This window comes from Pseudomonas sp. CFBP 8772 (assembly GCF_014841665.1).
GTDB classification, from domain to species: Bacteria; Pseudomonadota; Gammaproteobacteria; order Pseudomonadales; family Pseudomonadaceae; genus Aquipseudomonas; species Aquipseudomonas graminis_B.
In genome coordinates, this window is record NZ_JACYUI010000001.1 from 286,396 (window position 1) to 299,232 (window position 12,837).

The following is a 12,837-nucleotide window of genomic DNA, read 5'->3' on the forward strand; positions in this document are numbered from 1 at the left end:
CCGGCTTTAGCCGGGAAGAGGCCGGTGTGAACGCCCTCAGATTTGCAGCGTGACGACCGACACTTTCCCGGCTGAAGCCGGTCCTACATCCAGCCTACGCGGTGCATCTGGATGGATGCGGTGTCCTCGTGGGACCGGCTTTAGCCGGGAAGAGGCCGGTGTGAATGCCCTCAGATTTGCAGCGTGACGACCGACGACTTCCCGGCTGAAGCCGGTCCTACATCCAGCATACGCGGTGCATCTGGATGAATGCGGTGTCTTCGTAGGACTGGCTTTAGCCGGGAAGAGGCCGGTGTGAACGCCCTCAATTTTGCAGCGTGACGACTGACGCTTTCCCGGCTGAAGCCGGTCCTGCAAAGAGCACGCGGTGCTCGCAGGGGACCGGTTCAACAGCCACTCACCGCCTGGATCTTCGTCAATCCAGGTCCGACGCATCATGCCGTTCCGGCACTTGGGTGGATTCATCGCCCCAGGTCCGGTTGACCCGCATTCCGCGAATGACCGCTGGCCGTTGTGCAATGGTTTCGGCCCAGCGCTGCACGTGGGTGTATTCGTGAGCAGCAAGGAATTCGGCGGCGCCGTACACGGTGTTGCGCACCACTTGTCCGTACCACGACCACACGGCGATGTCGGCGATGGTGTAGCTATCACCGGCCAGGTAAACGCTTTCGCTGAGGCGGCGATCAAGCACGTCCAACTGACGCTTGGCCTCCATGGTGAAGCGGTCGATCGCGTATTCGAACTTCTCCGGCGCGTACACATAGAAATGCCCGAAGCCGCCACCCAGATACGGCGCAGCGCCCATTTGCCAGAACAGCCAGTTCAGGGTTTCGGTGCGGCCGGCCAGGTCCTTGGGCAGCAACTCGCCAAATTTCTCCGCCAGATACAGCAGGATCGAACCGGACTCGAACACGCGGAGGCCCGGCTCGACGCTGCGATCCAGCAGCGCAGGGATTTTCGAATTGGGGTTGATGTCGACGAAGCCGCTGCCGAACTGATCCCCTTCATTGATTCGGATCAGCCAGGCGTCGTATTCGGCGCCGCTGTGGCCAAGGGCGAGCAGCTCTTCCAGCAGGATCGTCACCTTGACGCCGTTGGGCGTGGCCAGTGAATACAGCTGCAGCGGGTGTTTGCCAACCGGCAGGACCTTTTCATGGGTCGGCCCTGCAGTCGGGCGGTTGATGCTGGCGAACTGGCCGCCGGAGGGCGCTTCGTGTTTCCACACGGTAGGCGGGACGTAGGGTGCCTTGCTCATTGAACACATCTCCTGAGGGTCAGTTTTGGGGTGACGGATCAAGGCGGAAAGCCCCGACCCACACGGTGATTAACGGGCGGACGACAGCGGCGGCGTGCGCGGTGGAATCTGGCGCTTGCTGCCGATGGATCCGAAGGCCGAAGCGAAGCGCAGCAGGGCGAAATCGTCGTAAGCCCGGCCGGCAAAGGTCAGGCCCACGGGCATGCCAATGTCGGCCATCACGCCCATCGGCACGGTGACGGTGGGCACGCCGAGGTGACGGATCGCGAGGTTGCCGTTGGCGACCCAGACCCCGTTGCTCCAGGCGATGTCGGCCGAGGCCGTATTGACGTCGGCATCGGCCGGCGCCACGTCGGCCACGGTCGGAAACAGCACCGCATCCAGCCCGAGCTTCTGCATCCAGTCTTCGAGGTCAATGCGCCGGGTGTGTTCCAGTCCGCGCAAGCCGTCGGCCAGTGAGTCGATCTGCTCCCACGGCGTGATGCCGCGCTCGGCCATCTTCACGTACTCGTCCATGCCCGCGGCGAGATCGCCCTCGCGGTTGGGCAGGGTCCCAGGGTCATGGGGGAAGATCAGCGGGCCGTTGACGTCGGCCAGGCGGTTCAGCTTAGGGTCGCCGTTGGCTTGCAGGAAATCATCGAAGGCCCACGCAGTGAGGTCCCACAGTTCGTGGTGCAGAAATGCCTTCGAGACGATGCCGCGGTTGTACACCGTCGGCGCGCCGGGACGATCGCCTTCGCAATTGGAGACCAGCGGGAAGTCCACCTCGATCACTTCAGCGCCCTGGGCTTCGAGTGCCTGGCGCGCCTGTTTCCAGAGGTCGATCACCGACGCGCGGGTGATGATGCGCTGGCCGGTGGGGCCGCCGATGCCTGGTGCTTCGGACGTCCCGGCTTCGGGGTCGGCATTGATGTACATGCGCGGCACGCCGAAGCGTTTGCCGGCCAGGGTTTGCGGGCTGGCGGCGAGCTCGGCGTAGGACGCCGGGCGCACGGTGTCGACAGAGGGAATCGGCACCCACGGCTGCAAGCGCCACAGGTCGCCGCGGGTGTCCGGGTCTTCGGCGACCACCACGTCCAGTACTTCAAGCAGGTCGGCCATGGTTCGGGCGAAGGGCACGACCACGTCCATGGTCGGCGTCAGGGGCCAGTTGCCGCGTACCGAAATCACCCCGCGCGACGGCGTGTAGGCGCACAAACCGTTGTTCGACGCAGGGCCACGGCCGCTCGACCAGGTTTCTTCGGCGAGCCCGAACGCCGCGAAACTCGCCGCCGTTGCAGTGCCGGCGCCATTGGACGATCCGGATGCAAACGGTGCCGTCAGGAAGCCCGCGTTGTAGGGGCTTTCGGCGCGGCCATACACGCCTCGCTGCATGCCGCCATTGGCCATCGGCGGCATATTGGTCTTGCCCAGACAAATTGCGCCAGCGCCACGCAGTCGCTCGATGGTGAAGGCGTCGCGGTGGGCGACCAGTTCGGCAAACGCCGGGCTGCCCGACGCGGCCGTGAGGCCTTTAACCAGATAACTGTCTTTGGCGGTGTAGGGAATACCGTCGAGAGGCCCGAGGGTTTCGCCTCGCGCGCGACGGTCGTCGGACGCCTGGGCCTCTTCGATGGCCTGGGGATTGCGCACGACCACGGCGTTAAGCGCGGTGGCGGTGTCGGCGCCGTCGTAGGCGTCGATTCTGGCGAGGTAGGCCTGGACAAGTTCGACGGCAGTGGTCTGGCCGGCTTCAAGGGCCGCGCGCAGTTGCGCGATGGAGACTTCGGTGACTTCGATCATGGCTGCTCCGACCGTGAGAGGGCCAAGCGGCGGGCAAGGGGACTGTCGAGCAGGCTTTCGAGCAGAGAGCAGGGGCGTCTCAGAAGAAAAGTGGGCATATCGCTTCCCGTTGCGCGGCAGGGCCGGGCTGGTTTGAAACCGACTGAGGCGTGGCTGTGCAACGCAGGCTCAAGTCGGCAGGCGTATTCGTGAGACGCACATTATGCCTACGCCATGTGTTTGTCGCGAGGCTTGCGCTGGGGCGCTTCACCCGGGCCTTGCAGGAAGTTCGGCGGTCGCCGCACACGCGCTATGGCGAAAGGCTTACACGTCATCGGGCAATGTCTCCCTGTACACCGAACCGCGACAAGCGCAATCTAAACACATCAACGGAGGCGCTGGATGTGCTTCTCAGGTCATGGATGATCCACCATTTGCCGGGACGGCTGCTGACAGGATGTTGGAATGGTGTTGATAGAAAAGAACCCGCTCAGGCGGGTTTTTTATTGCCCTGGATTAAGTGGGCGGCGCTCTCAAGGCAAATTGCGCGGGGCGCCTGGGCCGACTTCTGTGGTTAACTCCTGCGCATCATTTTTGTGGCAGGCCTTGCAATGACTCCCCATCACGGCGCGCACCGGCAAGTCATCGGCATGTGGTTGATGGCGGGCGTGGCGCTGACGTTCGCCAGTCATGACGCGATTTCCAAGACGCTGATCTATTCCCTGCCGGTGATCTTCGTCGCGTGGGCCCGCTACCTCGTTCACTCGACCCTGGTGACCACCGTGCTGCTGCGCAACGGCGGCGCTAAAGTCTTCCACACCCGACGGCCCTGGCTGCACCTGCTGCGGGCGGTGGTGTTGCTCGCCGACAGCCTGTCTTTCCTGTTTGGCCTGACCCACGTGCCGATTGCCGAATCCACGGCGGTGGTCTTCCTTGCGCCTGCTTTTGTAACGATCCTGTCGCCGCTGATCTTCGGCATCAAGGCGGATCGCTGGCAGTGGGGTTCGGTGGTGCTTGGCTTCATTGGCGTGCTGGTGATCATCAACCCGGCCAGCGATGCCTTCTCGCTGTGGATGCTATTCCCCCTGGCCACCGCGCTGTTCTTCGCGCTCTATCAACTGCTCACGCAACTGGCGGGGGAGACGGACAGCCCGTCGGTGTGCAGCTTTTACGTCGGCGTTTTTTGCACCCTGATCCTCAGCGCAATTGTGCCGTTCTACTGGGCCGATCCCGATTGGCTGCAGTTGGGCTTGCTGCTCGTGCTCGGCGGTCTGGGTTTGTGCGCGCATTTTCTGATGGCCAAATCCTACCGCTACGCGTCCTCGTCCGTGCTCGCACCGCTGGGTTACCTGCAAATCATCTTCGCAGTGGCTTACGGGATTCTGCTGTTCGGCAACTACCCGGGCACCGCCTCGATGTTTGGCATCGGGCTGGTCTTCTTCAGCGGCCTGATGGTTTACGCCAGACGCCAACCCGTGGCGCCTGCGAGCCCGCTCTGATCCGGGATTGAGGGGCGTCAGGCGTTCTCATTGCCGGGACGGGTGAAGGAAAAGCGGTGGATATCGACCCGCAGCTGCCAGCCCTGATTTGCCCAATAGGTTGCCGCCGCCGGGTTGGTCTTGAGCACGTCGATGTGGCATTTGTGAATGCCTTCGGCCTCCAGCCTGACCAGGCAGCGCTCGACCAGTGCCTGCGCGATCCCCTGCCGCCGATACTCAGGCAGCACCAGCAAATGCTGCAAATACCCGCGCCGACCGTCATGCCCCGACATGACACAGCCGCAGATGCGCGAATCTTCCTCTGCGACGAAGCTCAACTCAGGGTTGCGCAATAGATACCGCTCGGTGGACTCGCGGGAGTCGGCGTCACGCAAGGAGATACCCGGCGTGTCACGCATGAGTTGGGTGATGGCGTCGTAATCGTCCAGGGTCATGGGGCGGATGATGGGCATGGCTGGCGCCTGAAGTGGAGAGAGGGCAGGGAGCGTAGCAGCGCGATTGGTGGGGTGTCATGTCAGCCGCAGGGTGACGCGGAGCGTCACAGGATGCATTCCCACGCGGAGCACGGGAACGATCGGACATCTTGTGACGCTCATCCCGGCCTCTTCCCGGCTGAAGCCGGTCCCACTAACAGCAGCGGGTGCATTCAGTGAAAGCGGTGGAGACCCCCGACCGTAGGACCGGCTTTAGCCGGGAAGCTTTTGATCTGCTCTTGATCTTGATCTTCCTACACAGCCAGTCCAGACACCGTCAATCGCGATTTGGGTGCAGGCCGAACGCAGACGACGGGGAGTGGGCCGAGCGGCATGGATGCCGCGAGCGCGCCGGCAGGACATGGATGTCCGATCGGCGCGGGCCCACGGAGCGTCGTCGGAGTGAGGGAACCCGACGAAGTCGGGCCAAACCGAGAGCAGGCACTTTTGGTTCTTTTAGTGCTTTTTAAAAGTAGCTCGCCGAAGGCGAAACGATTTGCCGTTAGGCAGATGCTCTTGATCTTGACGTAAGTGCGGACTCATCTGATCTGTATTTATAAGCCGTACCTGAATCTGTACTGAAACAGCTGTGCCCCTCAAAATCACTCCAACCCCGGCCGACCGATCGAGCCCGACCGGACGCTATCACCCGGCTCGAATCCTCTGTACCCCCTGCTCACATTGGAGACCCCATGGCCAAGCTCGCCATCTTCCTGTTCGGCTTTCTCGCCCTGACCCTCATGATCGGTGCCCTGGCAACCATCTCGCCCACCTGATTGAGCCACTGGATCTGCCCACACCCGATCCTCCCCGCTGCACCCCACCCTAACGGCAGACCGACCTCTGCCGTTTTTGCGTACCCACCAAAAACGCACTACACCGCCATTCATCCGCCAACCCCCATTGCTTCCCTTGACGGCCATTTGCAACGGGACAATACTCAGCGCAGATTCATATAGATGACTACATAACTACAACAGCGAAGCGCCTCCATGAACCGACTCTCCAGCGATGTCCGCTTGCCGCTTTACCAACGCCTGCGCGACCAGCTCGCCGAACAGATCGCCAACAACCGCTGGCGGCCGGGCGAGGCCATTCCCACCGAAGCTGCGCTGTCCAGCGAGTACTGCCTGTCCACTGGCACGGTGCGCAAAGCCATCGACATGCTGGTCAACGAAAACATCCTCGAGCGCCAACAGGGCCGGGGCACCTTCATTCGCCGGCCACAGTTCCAGTCCTCGCTGTTCCGCTTCTTCCGCTTTCAAAGCGTTTCCGGCGAACGCCAGGTGCCCGAAAGCCGCATCCTCTCCATCGAAGCCGTCACCGCGCCCTCGGCCGTTTCCCAGGCCCTCGGTCTGCCGCTGGATGCGCCGGTGATTCGCCTGATCCGCCTGCGGCTGCTCGACGCTCAGCCCGTGCTCGCCGAAGAAATCTGGCTGCCCCAGGTGCAATTTCAGACCCTGCTGGAAATCGACCTCAGCCGCCAGGGCCCGCTGCTCTATCCGATCTACGAAGAGCAATGCGGCCAGGTGGTGGCCTACGCCGAAGAAACCCTGACCGCCGAAGCCATCAACGAGACCCACGCCCGTTTGCTGCAGGTGCCGGTCAACAGCCCGGTGGTGGTGATCGAGCGTCTGGCGCGCAACTACGCCGGCGAGCCGCTGGAATGGCGCCGTTCACGCGGCCATGCCAGCCACTTCCGCTACAGCGTCGACATCCGCTGACCCGCGCCGTCGAGTGCCAACAGCTGCACCCGAGCCCGTCACGCAGAACGGGCACTACAACACCTGCCGCTCCACCCTCATAAGGACAAAAACCATGTTCAACTGGTATCGCCACGTCACCCCTCGGGAGCGCAAAACGTTCTGGGCCTGCTTCGGCGGGTGGTCGCTGGACGCCCTGGAAGTCCAGATGTTCGGCCTGGCGATCCCGGCGCTGATCGCCGCCTTCGCGTTGACCAAGGGTGACGCCGGCCTGATCAGTGGCGTGACGCTGATCACCTCGGCCCTCGGCGGCTGGGTCGGTGGCACGCTGTCCGACCGCTACGGCCGGGTGCGCACGCTGCAGTGGATGATCCTCTGGTTCTCGTTCTTCACCTTTCTGTCGGCGTTCGTGACCGGCTTCAGCTCGCTGCTGATCGTCAAGGCGCTGCAGGGCTTCGGCATCGGTGGCGAGTGGGCCGCAGGCGCCGTATTGATGGCCGAGACCATCAATCCGAAATACCGCGGCAAGGTCATGGGCACCGTGCAGAGCGCCTGGGCGGTGGGCTGGGGCCTGGCCGTCGGCGTGTTTACCCTGATCTATTCTTTTGTGCCTCAGGACATGGCCTGGCGGGTGATGTTTCTGGTCGGCCTGCTGCCGTCGCTGCTGATCATCTGGGTGCGCCGCAACGTTGAGGAGCCGGACAGCTTCCAGCGCCTGCAAAAAGACAACGCCATCCCCCAGAGCTTTTTCAAGTCACTGGCCGGCATCTTCCGCCCGGAACTGATCCGCGTGACGCTGCTCGGCGGCTTGCTTGGCCTCGGCGCCCACGGCGGATACCACGCGGTGATGACCTGGCTGCCGACGTTCCTGAAAACCGAACGCAACCTCTCGGTGCTCAACTCCGGCGGCTACCTGGCGGTGATCATCGTGGCGTTCTGGTGCGGCTGCATCGCCAGCGGCTTTCTCATCGACCGCATCGGCCGTCGTCTGAACATCGTGCTGTTCGCCCTGTGCTGCGTGATCACCGTGCAGTGCTACGTATTCCTGCCGCTGACCAACACGCAGATGCTGTTCCTGGGTTTCCCGCTGGGCTTCTTTGCCGCCGGCATCCCGGCCAGCCTCGGCGCGCTGTTCAACGAGCTTTATCCGGCTGACGTGCGCGGGGCAGGGGTGGGCTTCTGCTACAACTTCGGCCGCGTGCTGTCGTCGGTCTTCCCGTTTCTGGTGGGCCACATGAGCGAATCGATGTCGCTGGGTTCGGCCATCGGCATCGACGCCGGGATCGCCTATGGCGTCGCCGTGATTGCCGCGTTGTGCCTGCCAGAAACCCGCGGTCGCAGCCTGGAAGCCAGCCCCATGGCCGGCGCCGCCGCAGAGACACGCAGCGAAACCGCCCGCGCCTGAGTTTTCCTTCCGCGCGCCGCCTGTTGCGTCGCGCACCTTTTGACAGATGAGATCCATGTCCGACCTCTTTTCCGCCTCCCCCGCGTCGATCCTTGGCATCGACGGCCACGCACACGTCTTCAGCAGGGAGCTGGACCAGACATCGGCACGACGCTATTCACCCGACTACGACGCCACGCTGGCGATGTACCGCGATCAACTTGATCAGCACGGCCTGAGTCATGGCGTGCTGGTGCAACCGAGTTTTCTCGGCACCGATAACCGCTACTTGCTCGACGCCCTTCAGCAGGCGCCGGGTCAACTGCGCGGTGTGGTGGTGGTCGAGCGTGACATCAGCCGCGCCGCGTTGGACGAGATGGATCGGCTGGGCGTCGTCGGCGTGCGTCTGAACCTGATGGGCAAGGCGCTGCCGGACTTTTCCGAGCCGCAGTGGCAGGTGTTTTTCGGGCACATCGCAGCCCTCAGCTGGCACGTTGAAGTGCACCGCCACGTCGCCGATATGCCGGCGCTGCTGGCCGGGCTGATGCCCTTCGGGATGAAGATCGTGATCGACCACTTCGGCCGGCCTGATGCCCGACTGGGCCTCGAACAGCCCGGCTTTCGCCAGATGCTGGAGCTGGGCCGCAGCGGTCAACTGTGGATGAAGGTGTCGGGCATTTACCGGCTGGAAGGCAGCGCCCGGGAAAACCTCGATTTCGCCCGTGCCGCGCTGCCGTTATTGATCGATGCGTTCGGCAAGCAGCGTCTGGTCTGGGGCAGTGACTGGCCGCACACTCAGCATGAACACGCGGTGAGCTATGGCTCGGTGGTCGAGCAGTTGCAGGCCCTGGGCTGCTCCGCGCAATTGATGCGCTCGCTGCTGATCGAGGCACCCCGGGTGCTGTTTGATTTCGCGCTGATCCAAGCCTGATCCAGAGAAATCAGGCGGTATATCAACGTGATCAAGGCCGGCTGATGTGCGGCCGGTCGGGATCATCCCCCGGGCTGTGGATACTGATCCGTCTCGCCTTGGCCCCTTGGGATTCGACGCGCAGCAAAAAGACGATCAGCAAACCATTCTTGAACGTCGCACCCTGCACCTCGATGTGATCGGCCAGATGAAAGACCAGCCGGAACGGGCCGTGGGCGATGCCTTGATGCAGGTAGGTCACGCCGCCGTCGGTGTGCGCCTCACCCCCGCAAACCGTGAGGACGTTTCTTTCCAGGGTCAGGTCAAGGTCGGCAGCGGCGAGCCCGGCCGTGGCAATCACGATCCGGTAATGATCGGTGCCGTATCGTTCGACGTTGTAAGGGGGGCCGCTGGCGTTGATTTCGCTGTGCAGCGCAGACTCGAAAAAATCATTGAAGCGATCAAAGCCCACTGATTGCCGGAACAGCGGGGCCAGTGAAGCGGTGGTGGCCATGCCAAAATCTCCTGGATGTTACCACGGTGATCAAAACGCCGGTCGACGCCGGCTCTGCACCTGATGCTGCAATCTGCACGTGATGCTCCACGTACAGTTAGGCCCAAGCGCCGGAAAATACAAGCATCCGGGTTAAATACTCCGCTAACAGAATCACTCTATGGTCGCCAAAACATTTGCCTATTAGACGATTGGCCCGAGTCGGCTAGTCTTGTGCGAGTGCTAGCGTTAGCCGTCTCGCAGATGGCTGAAAAGTAAAAAGTAAACAAGAAGGTGATTAGACCATGTCGACTGAATCGAAATGCCCGTTCAACCACGCAGCCGGAGGCGGGACGACAAACCGTGACTGGTGGCCGAACCAGCTGAATCTCAAGATTCTTCATCAGCACTCCTCCTTGACTGACCCGATGGGCGAGGGCTTCGACTACGCCAAAGCATTCAAGAGCCTCGATTTTGCCGCGGTCAAACGCGACCTCCTTGAGGTCATGACGCAATCCCAGGACTGGTGGCCTGCCGACTTCGGGCATTACGGTCCACTGTTCGTTCGCATGGCCTGGCACAGTGCCGGGACCTATCGCACCGGTGACGGCCGTGGTGGTGCAGGGGCCGGGCAGCAGCGGTTTGCGCCGCTCAACAGCTGGCCGGACAACGTCAACCTCGACAAGGCACGCCGCCTGATCTGGCCGGTGAAGCAAAAATACGGCAGCAAGATTTCCTGGGCCGACCTGATCGTGCTCACCGGTAACGTGGCGCTGGAGTCCATGGGCTTCAAGACCTTCGGTTATTCCGGCGGGCGTGCCGATGTCTGGGAACCGGACGAGGACGTGTATTGGGGCGCCGAAACCACCTGGCTCGGCGGTGAAGACCGTTACGGCGCGCACAAAGACATGCAACAGCCGGGCGAGGGCACGCTGGTTGCCGAGCCGGAGCATCACAGCGAAGAACAGACCCGCACCGCCAACGGTGAGCGCAATCTCGAAAACCCGCTGGCGGCCGTGCAGATGGGCCTGATCTACGTGAACCCTGAAGGCCCGGAAGGCGTGCCGGACCCTGCCGCATCGGCGCGGGATATTCGCGAGACCTTCGGCCGCATGGCCATGAACGATGAGGAAACCGTTGCCTTGATCGCGGGTGGCCACGCCTTCGGCAAGACCCACGGTGCCGGGCCGGCGGACAACGTCGGCGCAGAGCCGGAAGCGGCGGGCCTTGAAGAACAGGGCCTGGGCTGGCGTAACAGTTTCGGCTCCGGCAAGGCCGGCGACACCATCACCAGTGGTCTGGAAGTGACCTGGACCTCGACCCCGACCCGCTGGAGCAACGAATACCTGGAAAACCTGTTTGGCTTCGAGTGGGAGCTGACCAAGAGTCCGGCCGGCGCCCATCAGTGGCGGCCGAAGAATGGCGAGGGTGCGGGCAGGATTCCTCATGCCCATGACCCGTCCAAGCGCCAGGAACCGCGCATGCTGACGTCCGACCTGGCCCTGCGCGTGGACCCTGCCTACGAGCTGATCTCCCGTCGCTTCCTGGAAAACCCCGACCAGTTGGCCGACGCGTTCGCCCGCGCCTGGTTCAAGTTGACCCACCGTGACATGGGGCCACTGGCCCGTTACCTCGGCCCGGAAATGCCAGGCGAAGAACTGCTCTGGCAGGACCCGATTCCCGAGGTCAACCACCCGCTGGTGGACGCCAGCGACATTGCCGCACTGAAGGAAAAAATCATCGCGTCCGGGCTGTCGGTTTCGCAACTGGTCGGCACTGCCTGGGCGGCGGCGTCCACCTTCCGTGGCTCCGACAAACGTGGTGGCGCCAACGGCGGCCGTCTGCGTCTTGCCCCGCAGAAAGACTGGGCGGTCAACCAGCCGGCCAATCTGGCGGTCGTGCTGGAAGCACTGGAGCGTGTCCGCGATGAGTTCAACAGCGCCCAGTCCAGCGGCAAGCAGATTTCGCTGGCTGATCTGATTGTTCTCGGCGGCAGCGTCGGGATCGAACAGGCGGCGAAAAATGCCGGTCATCACGTCACCGTGCCGTTCACCCCTGGGCGTGCGGATGCTTCGCAAGAGCAGACAGACGTCGAGTCCTTTGGCTTCCTCGAGCCCATCGCCGATGGTTTCCGCAATTACCTCAAGGGCCATTACCGCGTTTCGGCGGAAAAACTGCTGGTGGACAAGGCCCAACTGCTGAACCTGACGGCACCGCAGATGACCGTCCTGCTTGGCGGCCTGCGCGTGCTGGACATCAATGCCGGCCACAGCCAGCACGGTGTCCTGACCGAAAGGCCAGGTGTCCTCACCAACGACTTCTTCAAGCATCTGTTGGACATGGGGGTGGAGTGGAAGGGCGTGTCGGGTGGCGACCAGCTGTTCGAAGCCCGCGACCGCAACACCGGCGCCGTCAAATGGACCGGCACCCGCGTCGACCTGGTGTTCAGTTCACACGCCCAGTTGCGGGCCGTGGCTGAGGTGTACGCCAGTGAGGACGGGCAACAGAAGTTCGTCGAGGACTTCGTCGCTGCGTGGACCAAAGTGATGGAGCTGGACCGCTTTGATCTTGCCTGAGGTGCGTGCTTCATAGCCCTCGACCTGTAAGACCCAACGCCTCCCTTGTGGAGGCGTTGTTGTTTGCGCGGCCGGGTGCATCCGCGCTGGATGAACAGGACATAGCGTGAAATACACCCTCACAGGCATGGCTCATGAAGCGGCTACCGTGGTTTGTGCATCCACAGTCGAGGTCGTCAGCATGGTCACGAAAGCGCGTTCGCACAGCTTGCGCATAGGGCGGTATTCCGAAATGGGGAGGATCTATCTGGTTACCTCCCGGCTTGACCGTATGAGAGATGATTTTAGTGATTGGCGGGTGGGTCGGCTGCTCGTAAAGGAAATGAGAGAGGTGCACGAGTGCGGATTTGCAAAAACGCTGGCGTGGGTTGTGATGCCTGACCATTTTCACTGGTTAGTGAAGCTTCATCATGGCTCGCTTGCGGGCATTGTTCAGCGAGTCAAGTCGAAGACCGCCATTGCGGTGAACAGGGTCACCGGCAATCAGGGGCGACTGTGGCAGCCTGGATATCACGATGCAGCCGCACGCCATGAGGATGATCTGATTCACTTCGCCCGCTATATCGTGGCCAATCCTCTCCGGGCAGGGTTAGTCAGCCGGGTCGGAGATTATCCACTATGGGACTCCTTTGGGTTGCCAGGTTCAGGGGTGGAGTTCGGAGAGTCCGGGAGTGAGTTTCTTAAGCTTTTATTAGGAATCAACAATGATCTGCCTGAGTCATTGCCCATCAATGAGTCTTCGTGAACAAGGTGGGCCGCCACCGCGGTCACTCCCACAGGTCC

The 12,837-nt window shown here is 62.5% G+C and carries 9 protein-coding genes and 1 pseudogene; 6 read left to right on the top strand and 4 right to left on the bottom strand.

The window, feature by feature from the left end; all coding sequences use genetic code 11:
- Positions 1–415 precede the first annotated feature (415 nt).
- Complete coding sequence (gene yghU / locus IFT99_RS01240) at positions 416–1,255, bottom strand: glutathione-dependent disulfide-bond oxidoreductase (RefSeq protein ID WP_192130145.1); 840 nt, start codon at positions 1,253–1,255, stop codon at positions 416–418.
- A gap of 69 nt (positions 1,256–1,324) precedes the next feature.
- Positions 1,325–3,037, bottom strand: coding sequence for an amidase (locus IFT99_RS01245; protein ID WP_192130146.1), 1,713 nt, complete (start codon positions 3,035–3,037; stop codon positions 1,325–1,327).
- A gap of 590 nt (positions 3,038–3,627) precedes the next feature.
- On the opposite strand from IFT99_RS01245, the gene IFT99_RS01250 reads away from it, so the two are divergent.
- A complete protein-coding gene (locus tag IFT99_RS01250; protein ID WP_192130147.1) occupies positions 3,628–4,515 on the top strand; it encodes a DMT family transporter in 888 nt (295 codons plus the stop codon).
- A gap of 17 nt (positions 4,516–4,532) precedes the next feature.
- Here the strand turns inward: IFT99_RS01250 and IFT99_RS01255 are convergent, their stop codons facing one another.
- Positions 4,533–4,967, bottom strand: a complete 435-nt coding sequence (locus IFT99_RS01255; RefSeq protein ID WP_192130148.1) for a GNAT family N-acetyltransferase — start codon at positions 4,965–4,967, stop codon at positions 4,533–4,535.
- A gap of 1,013 nt (positions 4,968–5,980) precedes the next feature.
- Here IFT99_RS01255 and IFT99_RS01260 point away from each other — a divergent pair.
- From IFT99_RS01260 to IFT99_RS01270, 3 genes are read left to right on the top strand one after another with little or no spacing between them, the layout of a single operon-like run.
- Positions 5,981–6,712 (top strand): GntR family transcriptional regulator, encoded by a 732-nt coding sequence (locus IFT99_RS01260; protein ID WP_192130149.1) that lies wholly within the window; start codon positions 5,981–5,983, stop codon positions 6,710–6,712.
- Entirely contained in the window at positions 6,675–8,096 is a 1,422-nt protein-coding gene (locus IFT99_RS01265; protein ID WP_274605099.1) for an MFS transporter, read from the top strand. The genes IFT99_RS01260 and IFT99_RS01265 overlap by 38 nt, the downstream gene beginning before the upstream one ends.
- 55 nt (positions 8,097–8,151) lie before the next feature.
- Positions 8,152–9,006: an amidohydrolase family protein gene (locus IFT99_RS01270; RefSeq protein WP_192130151.1), complete on the top strand. Its 855-nt coding sequence runs from the start codon at positions 8,152–8,154 to the stop codon at positions 9,004–9,006.
- 31 nt (positions 9,007–9,037) lie between these two features.
- Here the strand turns inward: IFT99_RS01270 and IFT99_RS01275 are convergent, their stop codons facing one another.
- Positions 9,038–9,499, bottom strand: coding sequence for an Hsp20 family protein (locus IFT99_RS01275; protein WP_192130152.1), 462 nt, complete (start codon positions 9,497–9,499; stop codon positions 9,038–9,040).
- Positions 9,500–9,783: 284 nt separating this feature from the next.
- Here IFT99_RS01275 and katG point away from each other — a divergent pair, with 284 nt between their 5' ends.
- A complete protein-coding gene (gene katG / locus IFT99_RS01280) occupies positions 9,784–12,054 on the top strand; it encodes a catalase/peroxidase HPI (RefSeq protein WP_192130153.1) in 2,271 nt (756 codons plus the stop codon).
- A 181-nt stretch (positions 12,055–12,235) separates the two neighbouring features.
- A pseudogene (locus IFT99_RS01285) lies at positions 12,236–12,691 on the top strand (REP-associated tyrosine transposase); the annotation flags it as partial.
- Between the last annotated feature and the right edge of the window lie 146 nt (positions 12,692–12,837).